The sequence below is a fragment of the Planococcus chinensis genome (assembly GCF_042681545.1).
GTDB classification, from domain to species: domain Bacteria; phylum Bacillota; class Bacilli; order Bacillales_A; family Planococcaceae; genus Planococcus; species Planococcus chinensis.
Genome location: NZ_JBHUFW010000008.1, coordinates 39,616 through 60,461 on the forward strand (window position 1 = coordinate 39,616; position 20,846 = coordinate 60,461).

20 protein-coding genes and 1 riboswitch are annotated in these 20,846 nt (G+C 46.2%); of the genes, 14 read left to right on the plus strand and 6 right to left on the minus strand.

The genetic code is table 11. From position 1 onward, the window contains the following. The first annotated feature begins 9 nt into the window (after window positions 1-9). The 9 genes from ACFSDB_RS11155 to ACFSDB_RS11195 all read left to right on the plus strand — a co-directional run bounded on the left by ACFSDB_RS11155 (window position 10) and on the right by ACFSDB_RS11195 (window position 9,279). Window positions 10-798 (plus strand): MBL fold metallo-hydrolase, encoded by a 789-nt coding sequence (locus ACFSDB_RS11155; protein WP_204893164.1) that lies wholly within the window; start codon window positions 10-12, stop codon window positions 796-798. Between the two features lie 724 nt (window positions 799-1,522). After that, window positions 1,523-2,734 carry a S1C family serine protease gene (locus ACFSDB_RS11160; protein ID WP_377340147.1) on the plus strand — a complete coding sequence of 404 codons (1,212 nt, stop codon included), beginning with the start codon at window positions 1,523-1,525 and terminating at the stop codon, window positions 2,732-2,734. 150 nt (window positions 2,735-2,884) lie between these two features. Next, window positions 2,885-3,388 (plus strand): DinB family protein, encoded by a 504-nt coding sequence (locus tag ACFSDB_RS11165; protein WP_204893166.1) that lies wholly within the window; start codon window positions 2,885-2,887, stop codon window positions 3,386-3,388. Window positions 3,389-3,678: 290 nt separating this feature from the next. Then, window positions 3,679-3,843 (plus strand): CxxH/CxxC protein, encoded by a 165-nt coding sequence (locus ACFSDB_RS11170; protein WP_204893167.1) that lies wholly within the window; start codon window positions 3,679-3,681, stop codon window positions 3,841-3,843. A gap of 89 nt (window positions 3,844-3,932) precedes the next feature. Then, entirely contained in the window at window positions 3,933-4,412 is a 480-nt protein-coding gene (rlmH, locus tag ACFSDB_RS11175; RefSeq protein WP_204893168.1) for a 23S rRNA (pseudouridine(1915)-N(3))-methyltransferase RlmH, read from the plus strand. Window positions 4,413-4,470: 58 nt separating this feature from the next. Continuing rightward, entirely contained in the window at window positions 4,471-6,081 is a 1,611-nt protein-coding gene (locus ACFSDB_RS11180) for a hypothetical protein (protein ID WP_204893169.1), read from the plus strand. A gap of 469 nt (window positions 6,082-6,550) precedes the next feature. Beyond that, entirely contained in the window at window positions 6,551-6,790 is a 240-nt protein-coding gene (locus ACFSDB_RS11185) for an HTH-like domain-containing protein (protein ID WP_204893170.1), read from the plus strand. Further along, a complete protein-coding gene (locus tag ACFSDB_RS11190; protein ID WP_204893171.1) occupies window positions 6,787-7,818 on the plus strand; it encodes a phospholipase D-like domain-containing protein in 1,032 nt (343 codons plus the stop codon). Before ACFSDB_RS11185 ends, ACFSDB_RS11190 begins: the two co-directional genes overlap by 4 nt. 174 nt (window positions 7,819-7,992) lie before the next feature. Beyond that, window positions 7,993-9,279, plus strand: a complete 1,287-nt coding sequence (locus tag ACFSDB_RS11195) for a PDDEXK family nuclease (RefSeq protein ID WP_204893172.1) — start codon at window positions 7,993-7,995, stop codon at window positions 9,277-9,279. Between the two features lie 164 nt (window positions 9,280-9,443). Here ACFSDB_RS11195 and ACFSDB_RS11200 read toward each other — a convergent pair whose 3' ends face one another. Together ACFSDB_RS11200 and ACFSDB_RS11205 are read right to left on the minus strand one after the other, a co-directional pair. Continuing rightward, window positions 9,444-10,058: a hypothetical protein gene (locus ACFSDB_RS11200; protein WP_204893173.1), complete on the minus strand. Its 615-nt coding sequence runs from the start codon at window positions 10,056-10,058 to the stop codon at window positions 9,444-9,446. Between the two features lie 101 nt (window positions 10,059-10,159). Then, window positions 10,160-10,738, minus strand: coding sequence for an alpha/beta hydrolase (locus ACFSDB_RS11205; protein ID WP_204893174.1), 579 nt, complete (start codon window positions 10,736-10,738; stop codon window positions 10,160-10,162). A 35-nt stretch (window positions 10,739-10,773) separates the two neighbouring features. Between ACFSDB_RS11205 and ACFSDB_RS11210 the strand changes: the two genes are divergently transcribed. From ACFSDB_RS11210 to ACFSDB_RS11220, 3 genes are all read left to right on the plus strand, one after another. Next, window positions 10,774-11,724, plus strand: a complete 951-nt coding sequence (locus tag ACFSDB_RS11210) for a VOC family protein (protein WP_204893175.1) — start codon at window positions 10,774-10,776, stop codon at window positions 11,722-11,724. A 120-nt stretch (window positions 11,725-11,844) separates the two neighbouring features. After that, on the plus strand, window positions 11,845-13,038 hold the full coding sequence (locus ACFSDB_RS11215; RefSeq protein ID WP_204893176.1) for a DUF4317 domain-containing protein: 1,194 nt from the start codon (window positions 11,845-11,847) through the stop codon (window positions 13,036-13,038). A gap of 48 nt (window positions 13,039-13,086) precedes the next feature. Beyond that, window positions 13,087-13,569, plus strand: a complete 483-nt coding sequence (locus ACFSDB_RS11220; RefSeq protein ID WP_204893177.1) for a nucleoside deaminase — start codon at window positions 13,087-13,089, stop codon at window positions 13,567-13,569. Between the two features lie 415 nt (window positions 13,570-13,984). Here the strand turns inward: ACFSDB_RS11220 and ahpF are convergent, their stop codons facing one another. From ahpF to ACFSDB_RS11235, 3 genes are all read right to left on the minus strand, one after another. Then, a complete protein-coding gene (gene ahpF, locus ACFSDB_RS11225; protein WP_204893178.1) occupies window positions 13,985-15,532 on the minus strand; it encodes an alkyl hydroperoxide reductase subunit F in 1,548 nt (515 codons plus the stop codon). A gap of 12 nt (window positions 15,533-15,544) precedes the next feature. Further along, complete coding sequence (gene ahpC / locus ACFSDB_RS11230) at window positions 15,545-16,114, minus strand: alkyl hydroperoxide reductase subunit C (RefSeq protein WP_204893179.1); 570 nt, start codon at window positions 16,112-16,114, stop codon at window positions 15,545-15,547. A 395-nt stretch (window positions 16,115-16,509) separates the two neighbouring features. Continuing rightward, a complete protein-coding gene (locus ACFSDB_RS11235) occupies window positions 16,510-17,082 on the minus strand; it encodes a YdeI/OmpD-associated family protein (protein WP_204893180.1) in 573 nt (190 codons plus the stop codon). Between the two features lie 98 nt (window positions 17,083-17,180). Between ACFSDB_RS11235 and ACFSDB_RS11240 the strand changes: the two genes are divergently transcribed. Then, window positions 17,181-18,500, plus strand: coding sequence for an MFS transporter (locus ACFSDB_RS11240; RefSeq protein WP_377340095.1), 1,320 nt, complete (start codon window positions 17,181-17,183; stop codon window positions 18,498-18,500). After that, entirely contained in the window at window positions 18,454-19,113 is a 660-nt protein-coding gene (locus tag ACFSDB_RS11245; RefSeq protein ID WP_204893181.1) for a TetR/AcrR family transcriptional regulator, read from the plus strand. The genes ACFSDB_RS11240 and ACFSDB_RS11245 overlap by 47 nt, the downstream gene beginning before the upstream one ends. Window positions 19,114-19,171: 58 nt before the next feature. Here ACFSDB_RS11245 and solA read toward each other — a convergent pair whose 3' ends face one another. Next, window positions 19,172-20,314: an N-methyl-L-tryptophan oxidase gene (gene solA, locus ACFSDB_RS11250; protein WP_204893182.1), complete on the minus strand. Its 1,143-nt coding sequence runs from the start codon at window positions 20,312-20,314 to the stop codon at window positions 19,172-19,174. 279 nt (window positions 20,315-20,593) lie between these two features. Next, a riboswitch (SAM riboswitch) is annotated at window positions 20,594-20,696 on the plus strand. Window positions 20,697-20,846 lie beyond the last annotated feature (150 nt).

The following is a 20,846-nucleotide window of genomic DNA, read 5'->3' on the forward strand; positions in this document are numbered from 1 at the left end:
GTTTTTCACATGCGTTTTAGCGTATTAGCAAGCGGCTCAAGCGGCAATGCGATTTATATAGAAAGCGGGCAGCATTCCTTTCTAGTGGATGCGGGCCTGAGCGGCCGGAAGATGGAGGAGCTGTTCGCCGGCATCGGCAAGAATATGGCGGACCTCGACGGCATCCTGGTAACGCACGAGCACAGCGACCACATCAAAGGGCTCGGCATTGTCGCCCGGAAACACAAGGTGCCGGTCTATGCGAATGCGAAGACGTGGGACGCAATGGACGGCCTCGTCGGGGCGATTCCGGTCGAGCAGCGCTTCCATTTCGACATGGGCACCGTAAAAACGTTCGGCTCGGTAGATATCGAGTCGTTCGCGGTCTCGCATGACGCGGCGGATCCGATGTTCTATGTGTTCCATGAGAACGGGCGCAAGCTTTCGCTCATCACCGATACGGGATATGTCAGCGACCGCATGAAAGGGGTTATCGGAGCTTCGGATGCGTACGTGTTCGAGAGCAACCACGACGTCGGCATGCTGCAGATGGGCAGATACCCTTGGTCGGTCAAACGGCGCATCCTGAGCGACGTGGGACATGTTTCCAACGAAGATGCGGCGGTCGCCATGAGCGAAGTGATGGCGGAGAAGCCGACGCGCATCTATTTGTCGCATTTGAGCAAAGATAATAACATGAAGGCATTGGCGCGCATGAGCGTCGAGCAGACGCTGCAGTCAAAAGGCATCATTGTCGGCGAGTACGTCGACCTGCTCGATACGGACGCCAACGTGCCGACGCCGCTTGTCTTGGTATAAAGAAGAATGAAGGCCGGAAGCTTATGCTTCCGGCTTTTTCTATGTAAAAAAAATGAAGGAGGGATCATGAAACGGGGAAACCTGCCCTAACGGGCGTGACTAAAATAAACCGCTTGGCGCTTAGGGCATAGCTTTCGCAAGAAGCCAGGCAAAGAACGCCAGTCTTCTTGCTTCGCCTAGCCCACGGACGCGCCGGCGCTGGAGAGGTCTTTAGGAGATGATAGTCAACTTCGTCCTCGTTGATAGGGAGGGTAGAATTTGGGATGCTGCTTTGGCGCTTTGGGCATGGCTCCCGCAAGAAGCCAGGCAAAGAACGCCAGTCTTCTTGCTTCGCCTAGCCCACGGACGCGCCGGCGCTGGAGAGGTGTTTAGGAGATGATAGTCAACTTCGTCCTCGTTGATAGGGAGGGTAGAGGTTGGGATACCGCTTTGGCGCTTTGGGCATGGCTTTCGCCATGAGCCGGGAAAAACACCCGTCTCCTGGCTTCGCCCAGCCCGTGGCGCGCCTTCGCTGGAAAGGGGTTATTAGGAGATGATAGTCAACTTCGTCCTTGTTGATAGGGAGGGTAGAAGTTGGGATGTCGCTTTGGCGCTTAAAGAGGTTTGGGATCTGACACAAATCAATTTTTTAGGTAAGAAAGAAAGGGTCTCCTGCTTGCCAATCCTGTTTGAGCTTTTTACACTTAGGCTATAGAGAACTAAAGAGGAAGAGAGGATGAGCGAATTGGGATATTACAATCAACCGCCGGAAGGCCGGCAGCGGCCGAGAAGAGGTAATTCGTTTCTGGCAGGTCTAGCGGGCGTGTTAGTCGGTGCCTTGCTGGTGTGGCTGCTGTTTGAGACAGTGCCGCAGTTGCTGCCGGGTGCCAATAATAGAGCAGAGACGGGCCTCCAAGCGACGGAAGGGAACAGGGAAGGCCAGCAGCAGGAATCGGTGTCGGTCGATGTGACGACGGACGTCACGGCAGCGGTCGATGAAGCAGCAGATGCCGTTGTCGGCGTATCGAATTTGCAGGAGACCTCTGATTTTTGGTCCCAGCCGCAGCAGCAGGAAGCGGGCACCGGTTCCGGCGTCATTTACAAAAATGAGAACGGCCGGGCATTCGTGGTGACGAACCACCATGTAATCGATGGCGCGACTAATATTGAAGTGACTTTGTCGGACGGGACGAAAGTGCCGGCAGAACTCGTCGGTTCGGATATCTGGACCGATTTGGCCGTTGTGGAGATGGATGCCGCGTCGGTCCAGGATGTAGCGGAATTCGGCGATTCGGATGCATTGAAACGTGGGGAAACGGTGATTGCAATCGGCAACCCGCTCGGTCTTGATTTCTCAGGTTCGGTGACGACCGGCGTCGTCTCCGGCAAGGATCGTGCTGTGCCGGTCGACCTTGATGGCAACGGTTCGGAAGACTGGCAGGCGGAAGTCCTCCAGACGGACGCTGCCATCAACCCCGGCAATAGCGGTGGTGCATTGGTCAATCTGGCGGGCCAGCTGATCGGCATCAACTCGATGAAGATCGCCACTTCCAACGTGGAAGGCATCGGATTTGCCATCCCGATCAATTCGGCTATGCCGGTCATCCAGTCGATTGAGGAAAACGGGGAAATGATCCGTCCGGCAATGGGTGTCGCTTTGCTCGATCTTGCCCAAGTCCCGCAGGCGCAGCGCGAAGAGTCGCTGAACCTGCCGGCCGACATTAAAGAAGGCGTTGTCGTCAACTCGGTCGTCGAAGGCTCAGCAGCCGAAAAAGCGGGCATGGAGCAATTCGATGTCATCGTCGAAATGGACGGCCAGCCGATCGGCGACATCATCGACCTCCGCAAGCATTTGTACAACGAGAAGAAAATCGGCGACACGATGGCGGTCAAAGCGTACCGCGACGGAGAACCTTTGGATTTCGAACTCGAGCTTGTGGACAACTCGGCACTATAGAATGGATCCAAAACCGGAGGTATATCGCTTCCGGTTTTATTCGTTGGAGCGGAATAAAACCAGCGCCCTTCTGCAAAAGCGGTCCTGAGGCAGGAAAACGTTCTTATGCGGCGAATAGACCAAAGGAGAAAGAAAATGGAGGGATCGATCGTGTACAGAAAACTGAATGATTTTTTCAAGGATTGGAAGCGTGAAGAAGAAGCCACCCAGAAGATTCTGGATGCGCTGACAGACGAATCACTCAGCCAGCAGGTCACAGATGAACACCGGACGCTTGGTCGGCTGGCATGGCATCTGGTAACCACGCTGGATGAAATGGTCGGACATACCGGGCTGCAGTTTTCAGCAGCTAAATTCGGCAATCCGGTTCCGGATACCGCCGAAGAAATTGCAGAAGCCTACCGGTTTTCCAATCAATCGATGATTACGGCAATGAAAGAAAACTGGACCGATGAAACCTTGGAAGAAGAGCATAATATGTATGGCGAGATGTGGAGCGTGGCGACGCTCCTGCAGGTGCTGATCACCCACCAGGTCCATCACCGGGGCCAGATGACGGTCCTGATGCGCCAGGCTGGATTGAAAGTTCCCGGCGTCTACGGCCCAGCAAAAGAAGAATGGGCAGCAATGGGAGCCCAGCCGCCTGAAATTTAATAAAGTCCGATAGACCGGAATACAGCTGCCCTGTATTCCGGTCTATTTTTATGTAACGCTCCTGTAATTTTTGTAAACAATCTGTCCAAAAATAATAAGCAATGTTCGTGAAAGCAAAAAACTATTATGTGGATAACTTATTTCGATGCAAGAAGGAACAGACTATCCACAGGTCTTCTGAAGCTTGGCTATTCGGGAAGATATTCTTCTGTTAAAATAGGGTGTGGATAAACGTGAACGAAATGTGTATAACTGTGTGGAATATTCGGAAATCGAAAGGAATGAGTATTATGAAAATTTATTGCTGCAAAACCCACGTGGAGCATGCGTTAGACATGTTTGTGGCAGAGGCAAAAACTTATCCGATTCTTACAGAATTGTCAGAGCAAGAAAAGTTATCCACAAAATGCGAGTACTGCGAAGAGGCTGCTTTGTATCTTGTGGCGAACACCTGAGCGGACACAAGATGTAGAAACTTCTGTGGATATGTGTATAACATTTGTGGGTAACTTGTTTGTAAATTTAGCGTAAAGGGGGATAAGGTGTGAATATCTCAATTATCAGTGTCGGTAAACTGAAAGAGAAATACCTGAAGGCGGGTATCGAAGAATACACGAAACGGCTCGGAAGCTATGCGAAAATCACGGAAGTGGAAGTAGCGGATGAAAAAGCGCCGGAGCAATTGAGCGAAGCGGACATGGAAATCGTCAAAAAGAAAGAAGCGGAGCGGATCATGGCCAAGATTTCTCCTGACGCCTACGTCATCGCCCTGGCAATCGACGGCAAGATGAAAACATCCGAAGGGCTGGCAAAAGACATCGAATCCCTCATGACCTACGGCCGCAGCAAAATCGTTTTTGTAATCGGGGGATCATTAGGCCTCCACGACGAGGTATTGAAGCGGGCGGATGAGAAACTGTCGTTCTCGAAGATGACGTTTCCACACCAGTTGATGAAGCTGATCTTGGTGGAGCAGGTATACCGGGCTTTCCGGATAATGAAGGGTGAACCGTACCATAAGTAAATGAGGTTTTTATGGTTATATTTATTGCATTTTATCAAAGGATTTTGAGGAGATAAAAATGAAATTAAAAAATCCATACAGTCGTAATAGATTAAATTTAAAAGAAAAGTTCAATAGAAAGTTTACTGACTTTGTAGTTCCACATATAAAAAAGATATCTTTAGATGAAGATTGGAAAGTAAAGTCGAAATATATCCCCAAGGTATTAGAATCTGCAAGAATTAGTATTAAAGGGTTAGAGAGAGATAAAACTGATACAGTAGAACCTCCTCAAGATATTGATGTAGATTTTCTGTCTATATATGTGGCTGAGTATATACCTATTGAAAATGTTGATAAGCTAAATAAAGGACTAAAAAAATTAGTAAAAAATTATCCATCTCCTTTTAACCATGGACAAACTGAACGAATAGATGAATTTTGCACTAGTGTAAAAAAGAGTATTCGAGCAGGACGTTGGAGTAACTTTGGTTCTATAGATTTTACTAAGGAGAGAGAAATTTCAGGATTTGTAAAAAGCATTACAATACAAGGTACACACTTATCTTCTTCATCAATTATTTTACAATTTGTTATAAATCCTTCTGATAATTTCATAAATAATTATAAGGAGTTAATTAAAAGTGATATAAAGGAAGGATTTTCATTTGACCTAAATTTGAAAAACCTGTTTAAATTTTGGGGAGGCAAGAGTTTATCCTACGATATTGTAAAGAATCAGATGGTAGAAGATTTGATTATGGAATTAAAATGGAGGACAATGAAAGAAATTAATAAATACTTTCCTATGTATTTTACGAAAAATAAACTGATCCCTCCGAGTATTGAAGTATATAAATTGGATCAATCTTCTTGTATTTTTAAATATGACGAAAATGAACTAAGAAGTTCATTCTGGAACTCTGTAGGAATGGATAGCCATCTTAGTGATATTTCTAAGGATGGATACTGGAAACTATTTACTGAAGGAAGAAAACCGTATTTTATTGATAGTTCAATAAAAGTTACTTGTAACTCAGCAATTAAACAAGAACCTATGTTTCATTCGCTTAATTTTCAAATTGTGTATATGACAGAGAGATTTGCGAATTTACTTCTACCAATTATGGTAATGAGGGAATATGCGGTAAATACCAGTGAAAAGGTAGCCATGCAACAAAATAAAACTTTTTTATCAATTCAAAAAGCAAAACCTAAGTACCACAAATTGATTAATATAAGATACGAATTAGAACGCGACCTTCAAATACTTAAAAGATTTAAAAATGAAATAGGCAGTAACTATTTTAATAGAGTAAAATCTGAAATAAAAAAAGTAATGGATTTTGAACCATCAAATCCTAAGTATGTTGATATAAGCGCTGTTGAAATGATTGTCGATAATACTAATTATATTATTGATAAAACATACGATCATTCACAAAATTTCGCAAAAATTATAGATGATACGGTACAGTTACTTGAAATTAAAACAAATAATTCTTTAAGAAGAAGATCTTTTGGACTTACAATTACTACAGTCGGACTTACAATTATTACTGTCACGCTTTCTTTAGCAGCAACTATATTTGCTGGAATGTCATTATTTTATCAGTTAAACGATGATAGAAGAAATGAGATGATGAGTTTATTTAATCCTATTGTAGATATTTGGAAATACTTCTTTTGAAAATATGAAAAAGTGTATAAATAGAGGAACAATTTGTTTTGAGTAGATTCTTTCAACTCTGTTTTTAAGTAAAATAATTTAATTTTTGTAGCCTTATCCTTTATTACTTATGAGTAATAAAGAAGTAGATTGATTATAATATTTCACCTATGAACAACGAAAGCAGCTGTTACATCTATTGATCGACAAAATTACCATTTCAGAAACGCGAAAGATCGATACCATTCAAATAATACTCAATAGAGAAGTCGTCAAACACTTCACTACTAAGGGCCGAGAGAACTCTACTATTGCAGAGTTCTCTCGGCCCTTTTCTGTTCTTATTGAACTGGTAAAGGGACTTGATGAAAGGAGGTAATGAGTATCTACTAAGAATATACAAAACATCTATTTGTTTTTAGATTTTTGTGATAATATCTATTTAGTAATATTTACCTATTAATTCAGAATTTGAAGGGAGCCGATATAATTGACGAGAGATGATTTAGCTAAATATTTAAAAGAGATGTATACAAATGCGAAAGAGGGAGAACAGGTTCTTAATATTCACCTGTTTGGAATCAAGTATGGGCAGTATATTTTGAAGCACAATTACAAACCTAAAGAAATCGTTCAAGCCGCAGGCATGAAGGTTTCTTATGCTACTGAAGTAAATAAAGGTGTCAATCTTTCAAAGTATGTCGCATTAAAAAATGAAGCCAAGCAATGAGTATTTTGAATAACCTTTCTTCAACACATTATGATTATATAAAAGCATTATTATTGGAAGGAAATGAATTTCATATTGTAAGCCCTTTTTTAATGGAGTCTTTTGATGCGTTTATTGCCGAAGCTAAAAAAGCAGATATAAAGTATATTACCTTAACCACTACTTTGAAAGACAATGACCCAGACCTATTCCATAAAGCGAATTCACTATACTCTTTCTGTGTAAATTGTTTGAAAGAAGGAATAGACTATAGTATTTATATCGACAATCAGTTACATGGAAAAATCTATATCTCTTCCACCGATGGGGTACCTACCCAAGGAATAGTTACTTCAGCAAATTTTACAAAGGCAGGCTTAGAAAAAAACCATGAGTGGGGACTTATATTAACCGATCAAGCTCAAGTAGAAAAAATTCAGCAAGAGATTTCCAGTGTGAGAGGCATCCCGCTCACGGCAGAAGATATAGCGAATATAATCATTAAGATTGATGATTATGTAAAACAAGCAGGAATACCTCAAAAAGCAAAAATAGATTTGATGGTTAGCAATATAATTGATTCAGTTGAAAAAGTAGATAAAGCGCACAGAAGTTATTTCATAAAACCTGTTGGCTGGTTAGAAAAACCTTTTTCAACAAGTAGAGTCTTGTCTCATGATATTGAAACTCTCCACTTTTCTAGAAGAAAACCAGCTGCAGTAAAAGCAGGGGATATCATAATCTGCTATGGAGTAGGAACCACCAAACTACTAGGATATTTTGAAACGCTGGAAGATCCGGTACATTCTGGGGTGGAGGGAGCTCGCTGGCCTTGGTCTGTAAAAGCTAAAAATCTTTTGCCGAAATACAGTGGTCAATGGAATAATTACAATAATACAATCTCTAGCATTCAAGCTTCGTATAATTCGCAAACACCAATCACTCACAAAGGTGGAGGAACACTTGGAGCGTTGAACTTTGGCGCAGATAAAATACGGTTAACCAGAGAGTTTGCAAATCATGTAATAGAAACGATGAAAAGTAGCTAAGAGATCGTTTTTAGAGAGGAACATATGCATACTAACGAATCAAACGTCAAACGTATATAGTAAAGGCTATAAAAAGGTAGGAGAATTGAATTAACATAAAAAAAGAAGGAGGAGAACATTATAAAATTACCCTCTTTTACAGAACATTGGTATGAATCAGAAGATAAAGCTGTTTTGAAAGCATATAAAAAGTTTGAAAAGAAACTTCTACAAGGAGAATTTGTAGATGTTAAGGATAATATTGGATATCTATGCATGTATGCAAATAAACGTTCAATTGACTTTCTTGATCATTTGGAAGTTACTCGATTAATCGAAGAGTTAAAACCTGTAACGTCCTATTCTGCAGGAGATGAGTTCTTTTATCCTCATGCATATGCGCAAAACTATATAGAAGACGCGTATTTAATTATTCAGGACTATGATACCTATTGGAAATTAACCTATGGGAAATCTTTAAAAAAAAATGAGTACAAAATTCTTAAAGTTCTTTCCTTCTCAACTATCTTAAACTACTATTTGCCATGTAGTGATTTCAAATTAACAGGCCATCATCTTGCTGCGGTAGTGGGAATTACTGATGCGAAAATCACTAAATTTGGAAAAGAGAATGTAAAAGAATTACTTGAACTTTTTGACTCTTACCTAGAAGATTTTATTGATCGGGAAGGTGTAGATCCTTTTCATTATTTTAAAAGGAAGTATATTTTTCCTGATCTTACAGAGTCGGATTTGCTGGAATTAGAACCTTATATTAAGCCGAAGAGATACATTGCTTTGAGACAAAGTTACAAATCTATAGTGAAAAATTATAAAGAGAAGTTGAGGGAGTTAGAAAGGTATGAAAGTAAAGACCGTTCACTACTATCACTAAAACCCACCGACTTTCCAAGCAAAAAAGACTACAATGAGTATTATAAGAGTTTCCATCAAACAGCAATTGACTTTTTCAATCGAGATTACAAATGTAGAGAATTTGGAGAAAATAGTAAAGGAGAGAAGTTGACTGTTCCTTACGAATTTGTTCCTCAAATAGTCGAAGAAGCATTTGAAGGTTTTTGCAATAATCTATTAAGAGAATGCGAAAATTTATTGAGAGTAAAGAAAAAACTACCTAAGATTGGGGAAGGATGGATAGGAGAAACGCAACTATACTATTTCTTGAAAAATCTTTTTCCAAAAGAAATTATTGTTAATCACGGTCGTCCATTCTGGTTAGGTCGCCAACACTTAGACATATACTTTCCTGAGAGAAATCTTGCTATTGAATACCAAGGACTCCAGCATGACCAACCTATTGCTTTCTTTGGAGGAGAAGAATCATTCCTAGCCCAAAAAGAACGTGATGAAAGAAAAGCACTACTCTGCAAAGAAAATGGATGTAAATTAATATATGTGAGAAGTGGCTACGAAGTAAAAGAACTTGAAATTCAAATCAATGAGTATTTATCTTCTCAATAAGGACATAACCATAAGTAAATTCTAAAGTAATTGAATTTATTAGTAATATGAATAAATGAAACAAAAACCTCATTTAGAGCCATTACGGTGAGCCTTATCATAAGTAAATATGAATAAAAAACCACCTAAAATAATGCTAATACAGCGTTTTAGGTGGTTTAAATTTACCCAAATTCAATAACCTCTGTTTTAATAAAGGACGGCAACCGCTTTTGAACCTCATCTAATTTTGCATATTTCTCCTCGTTTGAAAAAATGTCTGTACCATGAAAGTCATGGCCAAACCAGAAAACAGTAGTCGGCTGATTGAAATTAATGCAAATTGTATCGGAGATTTCTGGGTATTCCTTAGCGTCCCAGATTTTTTTCTCGATCGTAAAAGCATGTTTGTGAGGAGACCAGAAAGTGCTCATATAATCGTTGTGCTGCCAAATTAGCGTAGGTATAAGATGCGCCAGCTCCGAACGATTAAAGACGGTTACCAGCAGGTGGCTGCTTTCCAAAGTGCTGTAAAAAACTTCAAAAGTAAGTTTGTCCTTGCTCAATTGCTGCTCTATTTCTTCAAAAGCACTCTCACGTGCTTCAAATAAATAATAGAGGGGATATTGAGCCAGGCTTTCAGTGAATAAAACAAGCTGCTCGTCAGGAATGCCCGGATAATACATTTCCCCGATGCTCAAAGCATATAGGAGTTTTTCAGATACGAAAAAGGGATAGAGGCCAGTAGAAGGCCCATCTATAAAATATTTTTTTGGTAAAAAACCGATTGTTAAATCCATTTCCGTACGTCCTTTGCATTGGAATTTTCAGTTTGTCTAAACTTCTTTGACTGTATCCACTTTTGGGATAAAGCCTAATGGATAAATATAAAGTTATATCTTTAGAGTTGCTCCGCCAACTGTTCACGCACAAACTGCACTTCTTCGTCCGTTATTTCATGCCCATGGTCAAACAGCTTGAACGTGGTTTGCGGAAAATGCGCGGCGAGGGTTTTGGACAATTTCAAGGATTCACCTGGACTGGAAATGGCATCGCGTGCGCCAGCTGTCAAAATAAGCGCTGTAGTTGAAGTCCCGGAAAACTGGTACGTTAGATTGGAAGGGTGCAGGAGGACGACTGCGTCTGCGAGATTCGGCTCTTTCTCCAGCAGTGCTAGCAGAAAGTTGGCGCCATTTGAATAGCCCAGCATAATCACCTTGCCTTCAGGTTTTTCCAACGGCCAGTCTTTCAAAAACTTTGCTGCTCGCGCATCAAGATCTGCGCGGTCCACTTGGCCGTTTTGCAAAGGGGCGAAAAAGCGGCGCTCTTTTCCTGTGCCGGTGTCCCCGATATAGGCGCGGATACTGGCCGCCGGATCGATATCGCCTACAACTTGCAGCAGGGAATACTCGTTTCCGCCTGTGCCATGGAAGAGAATAAACGATGTATTTGATTTTCCGGCTATGTTAAACTGTTCCATAATTCATTCTCCAATCTGAAGGAAGGTTGTGTGCTATGGCTAGCCCGCTTATTCACCATGTGTCGGTCATCAACCGTGACCGGTATGTGACTTTTGATTTTTATCATAAGCTACTTGGTCTGGAATTTCTATTGAAAACCGTGAACCAGGATGAGGTGGAAATGCTGCATCTGTTCTTCGGCGACAAAACCGGCCGCCCGGGAACCGAATTCAGTGTTTTTGAAATGCAAAATGCCCCGCAAAAGAAATTCGGCACCAACAGCCTGGAACGCACGGTTTTTGCCGTGCCTTCTGAAGCGTCGCTCGAATTCTGGCTGACCCGTTTTGAAGCGTATGGCGTATTTAATTGCGAAATTGAGCATTACCAAGGCCGGAAGTATCTGCATTTTGAAGACCGCGACGGCATCCAGCTGGCATTGACGTCTCTAAGGAAAGGCGATGCATCAGAGCACTCCCCGTATCAGGAAGCTGATATTCCATTGGAGCATGCCATCTTGGGCATCGATTCGTTCCAGTGCCGCGTCCGCTACGCGGAAGCCTCTGCCCGCGCTTTTATGAAAATGCATAGTTTGCAGCAACTAGAGACTTATGAACACAACGGTGAACAGGTGACGGTTTTGGGAGGAGAGGATGTCCTGTTCGGGCAGCAGCTCCATCTCATTGAAGACCGGACGCGCGATATTGAAACACAGGGGATCGGTTCTGTTCAGCATATTGCACTGAATGCCAAAGACCGTGCCGATCTGCAGGAAATCGAGAAAAAGATTTTGGATACCAACTTCAGGTATTCCGGCATCAAACAGCGTGATTTCTTTGAGTCGCTGTATTACCGTGAGCCAAATAATTTATTGATCGAAGTCGCGACGGAGCAAACCAACTTTGTCAAACCGGCAATGGAAACCGACGGCTACGACGCCATTCCGCTGTTCCTGCCGGAGTTTCTGGAAAGCCGGCGCAGCTATATCGAAAATCAGCTCAAGCGTTAAAAAGAAGAGAACCTTAATTATTGTTATAATAAAAGAGCACCAAAAGCTGAACGCTGGCTTTGGATGCTCTTTTTTTGTGCCTTGCACGGATTTTATTTAGCCAGGGAGTTGGAATTGGACATGAACAACAAAGATATAGCAGATATTCGCAAGCGCTTTAAGCTCGATACCGATCTACTCAAGATCGCCGAGATTTACAACGTCTACATACAGCAGGAAAGCACAGAAATCTTCCACGAGGAAAGCCGCCCGTTTTCGATGTTGGACCGGGAGCAGCAGGAGCTGTTCCTCGCCAATTTCAAGAAGGTGCTGGGCGGCAAGATGGACGTAAAGCTGTTTGAGGTGAAGTTCCAGCCGCAGGAAGAAGGGCAGGTGGACCATACACAGCGGCTCTTGTACGAAGGCCTGGAGACAGAGGACGCAGCGGAATGGAAAACGAATATGCAGCGCATCGCCTTGAAGACGGTGGAAGAGAAGCCGTACGAGAAGGATATGGTGATTACGTTCATCCGCGGAACGTATTTCAAAACAACAAAGCGCCAGGCGGATGAAACGGAAATCGACATGCGCGATGAGGTGTACACGACGCCGTTCATCCTTTGCAGCATGAACCAGACCGAGCTGCCGAAAAGTTCGCTGGTGTTTGATTTTGTCGAGAAGGAGTTCAAGTCGAATGTGCTGATGGACCCGGTCATCAAACTGGCATCGCCAATCGGCGGCTTCCTGTTCCCGAGCTTTACGGACAACGCCGCAGACATCCACCACATCGTCTATGCGTCGGGCAAGGCGAATAAACCCGATTTCGGATTTATCGAGAACGTCTTGAACGGCAATGAAATCATGACGGCCGAGGAAGACAAGGCGGTGTTCGAGGAAATCGTCAAAGCGGTGATCGGCGAAGAAGTGAATTCGCGGACGCTTGCCGGTCTCTATGATGAAATCAATATTATGCTCGAAGTGGAAAAAGAAGCCGAGAATGAAGACGCGGAAGCGCCGGTATTGGATACAGTGGAAGTGACCCGTGTGCTGAAGGCGAGCGGCGTCAAAGACGTCAGTGAGGAAAAAGTGGAGCGGGCGTTCCAGCAGGTGGTGGAAGACCGCAACTATGAAATGAAAGCAAGCCACGTCGTCCCGAGCTACGCCTCGAAATCCATCAAAATCAGCACGAAAGTCGCGGACATCAAGATCAGCCCGCAAGACTTACGGTACGTCAAAGAAGTCTATTACAACGGCAAGCGCTGCATTTTGATCGAAGTGGAAGAAGACACGATGATCGAAGGGTTCAAGCTGCTTGCGGAAGAAGAGCTGGAATAGGAGAGCGTCGGAAGGGTCTAATGAACAACACACGAAGGAGGAGCTAATATGATCAGTGAAACAGATTTGAAGCATTTGCAGCGTTGTGTGGAATTGGCGGAAACGGCTTTGGAAAAAGGGGACGAGCCATTCGGGTCGGTCCTGGTTTCGGGGACCGGAGAAGTGCTTTTTGAAGATCATAACCATGTGGCAGGCGGCGACCATACGCAGCATCCGGAGTTTGCTATCGCCAGGTGGGCGGCTAATAACATGGCTCCCGAGGAAAGAAGCCAGGCGACGGTCTATACGTCCGGGGAACATTGCCCGATGTGTTCAGCGGCTCACGGATGGGCTGGCTTGGGGCGGATCGTCTATGCAAGTTCTTCTGAGCAATTGGCAGGGTGGCTGAGTGAACTGGGCGCTCCACCCTCGCGCGTCCGGAATCTGGCCATTGAGGATGTAATCAAGGATACAGAGGTAGACGGCCCTGTCCCGGAACTGGCGGAGCGGGTCCACGAACTCCATCGCCGGCTGCATGAAGCGAAGGGGTAAACAGGCGATATTTTATGTAAGTTGAAATTAAGGAGCAAGCTGTTATAGGCCGCTTCGGCGCTTTGGGCATGGCTCTCGCCATGAGCCCGGAAGGACACCCGTCTCATAGCTTCGCCTAGCCCTTAAACGCGCCGGCGCTGTTTATGCTCATTAACTTTAAGCATCTCCACCTTTTTTTGAAGTGCTATCTAAGATATGGAGCAAAACAGCGGAGACGCCTGCGGGATAGCGAGACAGCCGAGACCCCGCAAGCCGCAACGCGGCTGAGGAGGCTTGGCGCTCGCCCGCGGCAAGCGCAGCTGTTTTGCGGAATATCGACAATACAAGAAGATGAAAGAGCGGGACTTTATTCCAACAAACAAAACAAAAGGACTGTGGAAGAGAGGCAATCTCTTTCCACAGTCCTTTTCATTTTTTATGCCATAACAGGGACTTCGCTTCGGATGAGGTGATCGAACGCACTCAATGAAGCAGTGGCGCCAGATCCCATCGAAATGATGATCTGTTTGTACGGGCTGTTCGTGCAGTCGCCTGCAGCAAAGACGCCCGGGATGTTCGTTGCACCGCGGTTGTCGATGACGATTTCGCCGAATTTATTGCGTTCGACGGTGTCGCCGAGCCAGTCGGTGTTCGGCACAAGGCCGATCTGGACGAAGACGCCGGACAGTTCGACATGCTTTTCTTCGCCTGTTTGCAGGTCGATATAAGAAATGCCGTTCACTTTGTCCGTGCCGGTGATTTCCTGTGTGCGGGCGTTTGTCAGAACCGTAACGTTCGGCAGGCTCTTCAAGCGGTCCTGCAGCACAGAATCTGCTTTCAGTTCGGCATTGTATTCCAGCACGGTCACATGGTTCACGATGTTTGCGAGATCGATGGCCGCTTCGACGCCGGAGTTTCCGCCGCCGACAACTGCCACATCTTTGCCGGCAAACAATGGGCCGTCGCAATGTGGGCAGTAAGCCACGCCTTTGTTTTTGAACTCGGCTTCGCCCGGCACGCCGATGTTGCGCCAGCGCGCACCGGTGGACAGGATGACGGTTTTGCCTTTAAGGACAGCGCCGTTTTCGAGTTCAATCTCGATGAATTCCTTCTTCTCCAAGCGCTTGGCGCGCTGCAAGTTCATGACATCAATGTTGTACTCTTTCACGTGCTCCTCGAGGCTTGCTGCGAATTTCGGCCCTTCCGTGTGCTTGACGCTGATGAAGTTTTCGATGCTCAGTGTATCCAGCACCTGACCGCCAAAACGTTCAGCGACGATGCCTGTGCGGATGCCTTTGCGCGCCGCATAGATGGCTGCACTGGCGCCTGCCGGCCCGCCGCCGACGACAAGGACATCGTACGGGTCTTTGTCCGCGAATTCAGATGCATCCGGTGCACTGCCCAGTTTCGCAAGCAATTCTTCCAGGGACATGCGCCCGCTGGAGAACGGTTCGCCGTTCAGGAAGACCGTCGGGACGGCCATGATGTCTTTGCTTTCGACTTCTTCTTTGAATGCTCCGCCGTCAATCATCGTGTGCGAGATATTCGGATTGAGCACGCTCATCAAGTTCAGGCTCTGGACCACTTCCGGACAGTTCTGGCAGCTTAAGCTGATGTACGAGTCGAAATGGTAGTTGCCTTGGATGCTCTTAATCTGCTCGATGACTTTCGCGTCGGCTTTCGGTGCCCGTCCGCTCACTTGCAGCAAAGCAAGGACCAAGGACGTGAACTCATGGCCGAGGGGAATGCCGGCAAACGTGATGCCGGTGTCTTCGCCGATGCGGTTGACGCTGAAGCTCGGTGTTCTTTCAAGCTGTGCATGTTCCACTTTAATGCGGGCAGACATTGCGGACAATTCTTCTACGAGAGCCGCCATGTCGCGGGAGACGTCGTCCCTACCTGCGCTGACTTTGAGCAGCACGTCGCCTTCCAGCAGCTGCAGGTATTGCTCTAATTGTGCTTTTATATCTGCATCTAATATCATGGTCAGAACTCCTTATATTTTGCCGACAAGGTCGAGGCTCGGCTTCAGTGTCGCGCTGCCTTCTTCCCATTTAGCCGGGCAAACTTCGCCTGGGTTGTTGCGGACATATTGAGCCGCTTTGATTTTGCCTACTAGTGTGCTTGCGTCGCGTCCGATGCCGTCTGCATTGATTTCCGCTGCTTGGACAATGCCGTCCGGGTCAACGATGAACGTACCGCGCTGTGCAAGGCCGGCTTCTTCGTCCAAGACGTCAAAACTGCGTGAAATGCGTTGTGACGGATCGCCGATCATAACGTATTGGAGTGTGCTGATCGCGTCTGAATGGTCGTGCCATGCTTTATGCGTGAAATGAGTATCCGTTGATACAGAATACACTTCAACGCCCAAGCTTTTAAGCGTTGCGTATTGTTTCTGAAGGTCTTCAAGTTCAGTCGGGCAAACGAAAGTAAAGTCAGCTGGGTAGAAGCAAACCACACTCCATTGGCCTTTCATGTTTTGTTCTGATACCTCGATAAAGTCACCGCTTCCCGCGTGGTAAGCAGAAGCTGCGAATGGCTGGATTTCTTTTCCGATCAAAGACATATTAAATTCCTCCTAAATGTTTTTTTAGAATGATCAAAGCCAATAATTCCATAAAAAAATATTAATCAAAGCCGATCACCTCAATTAATATAATTATTTAACTATAATCATTCTAATTCCTACTTCTAATTGTTATATGAAATCGGATATTTGTCAAAGGAAACCCTTGGTTCAAAAGAGTTCTGTATAAAGCGCCAGGATTGAAGGGAGAGTAAGCGTTCTCATAATTTTGGCAAAACCGTTTAGAGGCGAAAGAGAGAGAGTCAGTTGTGAATACATATTTTAGAATAGCAATAATTTTCAAACTACAATCAAGTTTCTCAAGTAAGAAACCGTAATTGATAAGAACGTGCAAGGCAGTGAAGGAAAGCAGCGGCTTCCTGCAGCTAAAAGCCTTAATAATTGCTCAGGCGGCCGTTGTCATTCCACTGGCCGTACATTTTGTTCTCTCGGGTATTGGCGATGAATTTTTCCAATCGCTGCCTGTAAATTTCAGGGTCGTAATCTTTATACCCCTGGATGTTATCAATCCGGATTCTCCGGTACAGCTCGGGGAAATCCAGGAAGTTTTGATAAACCTGCGCATCTTCTTTCAGACGGGCTAAAACCTCCGGATTCACCACAAACGATTCAGGCCGCATATCGGGAAGGGCTTCAAGTCCCTGCGCTGTCATCAACCCAAGTTTTTGCAGCCTTCTCACCCGCTCTTTGTTCAATTCCGTCCAGTTGCTCTTTTTCTGCCTCGGCGAAAGCCTTTGGGCCATCTGGGTGTCCGACAGTTTCTTCTTGGTGCCGTCAATCCAGCCGAAGCACAGGGCCTCTTCCACTGCGTCCAGGTATTGGAGGGCGCCGGGCTGCTTCTTCGTACCAAGAACCACCCAGCAAAATTTCGCACTCGCTGCGTTTTCCTCCAGCCACTCCCTCAATTCCTGCCGGTTTTTGGCATCGAGCAAATTTGTGATTTCCATGCCGGCTCCGTCCTTTCAAAAGAGGATTTTCCTATACTATACCGTTTTTTTCGCAAATGTAACGAACGCTCTTGTAAAACGACAACGGTGTCGATATAATGGGGTTAATTAATAACGACACGTTTGTCGTTTTAGAGAAGAGGGAGATGGATGTAAAGAGTTTGATGAAGAACAGGCCGTATGTGACGTTGATCGGGGCGCAGGCGATTTCAAGCATCGGCGACTGGCTGAGCCTTGTTGCGATTTTTACAGTCGTCGGGCTGAAATGGAATGCGTCGCCCCTGGAAGTTTCGCTGCTTCTGCTATGCCTCGCTGTCCCGATGGCGCTGCTCGGGCCGGTGGCAGGGATTGTAGCGGACCGCTTCAGCCGGAAATCGATCATGATCCTCTCGGATGTTGTCCGGGCGGGGTTGATTCTGGTGCTGGCCGTGGCAAGTTCGCTATGGATGGTGTATGCTGCGCTGTTTGCCATCGGCCTGTTTTCCGCTGTGTTCATCCCGGCGAAAAACGGGAAGTTGAAGGAGATAGTCGGAGAAGGGGATATGAAGGCGGCCATGTCCATCACGTCGATGGTGGACTCCTCGACGAAAATTCTGGGTCCGCTTCTCAGCGGAATCCTCGTAGCGGCAGTCGGGCCGCAGCAGGTGTTCTTGATCGACTCGGCAACGTTTGCGGTCTCCGCAGTTTTGCTGCTGTTTTTGCCTAATGCATTAAAAACAGAAGACGCGCCGGAAAGCGGAAAAGGATCGGAATCGTTCAAACAGGAATTGGCCGCCGGGCTGTCTTTCATTAAATCAAGCCGTTTCATGGTCATCGGCTTGCTGTTGATGGGGAGCAGCCTGCTAATTCTGCAATTGGCAGACACGCAGCTTATCGTGCTGATCCGGGAGCTTACGGATGCTTCTCCTGATTTGTTCGGCTATCTGATTACGGGGTCCGGCCTCGGCATGTTCCTGGCAGGCTTTTTGCTGGCGAAAAAAACCGATTACCGCCCATATCCGATTATGCTGCTGGGCGTTTTCGGAATCGGTCTGAGTTTTGGTATGATGGGGATACTGGCCCATTACGATCTCAGCTATTCCGTAATGTGGCTGCCTGCGCTCGGATTTACAGGCGGATTTTCTGCCAGCTTGATTTTTGTGCCTTATCAGGCTGCTGTTCAGGTCGCGACGCCCGTCCATATGACGGGGCGGGTCTTCGGCGTGATCAATAGTGCCATGACGACAGCGACGATTGTCGGCCCATTGGCCGGCGGGTTGCTGGCTACCGCGATCGGCATTGTGCCAACCTTTATCATTACGTCAGCCTTGCTGGTGCTGGTGTCGATAGGCGGGTATTTGACGAGAAGTAAAGTAGAACGGGGGAAATTGCATGTCTCCACGAGTGAGCGAGGAACATCTGAGGCAGCGGCGGGCTAACATCATGCGCGCCGCCACTGAAGTTTTTATAGAGCAAGGTTATGAACAAACATCGATGAAGCATATCATGGACGCGGCTGGAGTGAGCCGCGGGGGGCTCTATCAGTATTTTTCCAACAAGGAGGATCTGTTCGAAGCGATCCTGGAAGATGTGCTCGATGACGAAGCCGAAACCGTGCAGGAGATGCTTGAAAAAACGGAATCGCATTGGGATCTGCTTATGCAGCTGATGTTTGGCGAGGGAGGCGATCCTGATACCGAAATGGATCCGCTCGCACCCAGCAAATTAGAGTATTTCATCACCGGGAGAAAGAACGGGCGGCGCCTGGAATACGGCAGGAAAAGATATGAAGCCGGCGTCCAGCTATATGCCGGGGTGATCCAAGCGGGACAGGAAGCTGGGGAATTTAGCGGGCGGTTCGACAGTGAGCTGCTTGCCCGTTCCATCATCACGTTCATCGATGGCCTCGCCCTCGAAGATGCCATCCTGCCGAAACAGGCTGTGCAGCTGGAAGCGCAGTCCCGCCTGTTCGTGGACTATTTGAAAATGGCCATGAAGGGAGCTCCTGAGAAGCCGGAGACAATCACCGAGAAACAGCAAAGCGGAACTTAGAAAAAGGACTTCCTAAAACGCCGTTGCTTCAACGTTTTAGGAAGTCCTTTTAGAGGCGTCAAAAACCGAAGCGCTTAAGCGAAAAGATGGAGATGTCGAGTTCACTCTGTCCTTCCAGCGCGAGCTGGCTCAAGACTTCGCCCATGACGCTTCCGAATTTGAAGCCGTGGCCTGAAAAGCCGCAGGCGAAAATGACGTGCTTGTTTTCGGGATGGAAGTCGACGATGAAATCATGGTCGCTTGAAATGGTATAGAGGCAAGTCTTCGCTTCGAGCAGTTCGCCGTTCGCTTCCGGCAGGAAGGTTTGGAGCACGCGCCTAAGGTCGCCTTCATCGGTTTCATACTGCCCGAAGTTCTGTGAATGGACGTCCGGATCAATCGGGTGCCCGCCGTCGGATCTTCCGATTTTCAGGCCGGTGCCGTCCAAGTTCGGGAAGCCGTACGCCTTGTGGTCGTTGTCCTCGATGAAAAAGGACGGAAAGTGAGCGGCATCATAAACGCTGGCAGGAGTTTCAAACCAGCCGACAGCTTTGCGGGTCGGCTGAATCGGCAGGTGCAGCTCCGGCAATAATTTTGCTGCCCATGCGCCGGCCGTGACAATCACTTTCTTCGCATAAAAGTCCGTTGTTCCGGTCGAAATTTTCACGCCTTGCGGATCGTCCGGGTCAATGTGCTGAACCGGTGTATTGGCAGCCAGGTCCGCTCCGTATTTTAAAGCCGTTTCCTTATAGGCCCGAATGGCATTTTGGCTGTAGATGAGCCCTGACGCCGCTTCAAAGCAGCCGATGTACTGGTCCGGCACGGAAAACCCTGGCCATCTTTCGTTGATTTCCCGGCCGCTTAAAATCTCTAACGATAGGTCATGCTTTCGGGCGGAAGCGATTGTTTCCTGAAGAAAAGGGGAGTCTTCCGGGCCGATGCCGAGCACGCCGGTGTTCTCGAAAATTTTATGGCCCGTTTCCTGTTCGAGCTGCTCCCATAAGTGCTGGGCACGCTTCACGAGCGTTACGTATTGCCGGCCTTCGCCGTACGCATGGCGGATCAGGCGGGTGTCGCCGTGGTGGCTCCCTTTAGTATGCGGCGGATCGAAGGCATCGATCAGCAAGGTCTTTGCATTCTGCTTCGCCAAAAAGGCGCCGGCCGCCATTCCCATCGTTCCTGCGCCGATGATTGCGACATCATAAACCTGGTCTTTTGTCATATTCAGTCCGCTCCGCTCTTTGTGGAATTCGAAAGTATGACTAGATGGTATGCAAGATTCGGATCCTTGTCAATTGTCCCAGAGGGCGCTGTAAGCCACGGACTAATGAGCGGTTAGCGCTTGGAATAAACCCTCCAGTCAAGCTGGTAAGAGAAACACTTTCCCTGAATCCCGGACATTTCCCGGGAAATAATTCACCAAAATTCGAAATAGATGAAAAATGTGTTTGACAGAAGCGGTAATCTCAAATACTATCTTAATTATGTAAAAAAATTAAATAACTTATCAAGAGAGACTGAGGGACAGGCCCTGTGACGTCCAGCAACCATCATTTTATGAGAGGTGCTAATTCCTGCAGGGCATTTGCTCTGAGAGATAAGATCTAGATTAAAACCTATTTCCTATCGAAATAGGTTTTTTTGCTTTTTTAGGGATATTCAATCATCTTTTGTTTTTAAAATCTGGAAGAAAGGAATTTTTAAATTTTTGGAGGTGTAATTAAAGATATTCTCACTTTGTTTTCAGATTCAGA

Bases quoted from the DNA above. Each gene is read 5' to 3' on its own strand.
- ACFSDB_RS11170 (WP_204893167.1), top strand. From the start codon at position 3,679: ATGAAAATTTATTGCTGCAAAACCCACGTGGAGCATGCGTTAGACATG.
- ACFSDB_RS11190 (WP_204893171.1), top strand. From the start codon at position 6,787: ATGAGTATTTTGAATAACCTTTCTTCAACACATTATGATTATATAAAA.
- ACFSDB_RS11245 (WP_204893181.1), top strand. From the start codon at position 18,454: ATGTCTCCACGAGTGAGCGAGGAACATCTGAGGCAGCGGCGGGCTAAC.
- ACFSDB_RS11155 (WP_204893164.1), top strand. From the start codon at position 10: ATGCGTTTTAGCGTATTAGCAAGCGGCTCAAGCGGCAATGCGATTTAT.
- ACFSDB_RS11200 (WP_204893173.1), bottom strand. From the start codon at position 10,058: ATGGATTTAACAATCGGTTTTTTACCAAAAAAATATTTTATAGATGGG.
- ACFSDB_RS11220 (WP_204893177.1), top strand. From the start codon at position 13,087: ATGATCAGTGAAACAGATTTGAAGCATTTGCAGCGTTGTGTGGAATTG.
- ACFSDB_RS11215 (WP_204893176.1), top strand. From the start codon at position 11,845: ATGAACAACAAAGATATAGCAGATATTCGCAAGCGCTTTAAGCTCGAT.
- solA (WP_204893182.1), bottom strand. From the start codon at position 20,314: ATGACAAAAGACCAGGTTTATGATGTCGCAATCATCGGCGCAGGAACG.
- ACFSDB_RS11235 (WP_204893180.1), bottom strand. From the start codon at position 17,082: ATGGAAATCACAAATTTGCTCGATGCCAAAAACCGGCAGGAATTGAGG.
- ahpC (WP_204893179.1), bottom strand. From the start codon at position 16,114: ATGTCTTTGATCGGAAAAGAAATCCAGCCATTCGCAGCTTCTGCTTAC.
- ACFSDB_RS11180 (WP_204893169.1), top strand. From the start codon at position 4,471: ATGAAATTAAAAAATCCATACAGTCGTAATAGATTAAATTTAAAAGAA.
- ACFSDB_RS11210 (WP_204893175.1), top strand. From the start codon at position 10,774: ATGGCTAGCCCGCTTATTCACCATGTGTCGGTCATCAACCGTGACCGG.
- ahpF (WP_204893178.1), bottom strand. From the start codon at position 15,532: ATGATATTAGATGCAGATATAAAAGCACAATTAGAGCAATACCTGCAG.
- ACFSDB_RS11240 (WP_377340095.1), top strand. From the start codon at position 17,181: ATGGGGTTAATTAATAACGACACGTTTGTCGTTTTAGAGAAGAGGGAG.
- ACFSDB_RS11205 (WP_204893174.1), bottom strand. From the start codon at position 10,738: ATGGAACAGTTTAACATAGCCGGAAAATCAAATACATCGTTTATTCTC.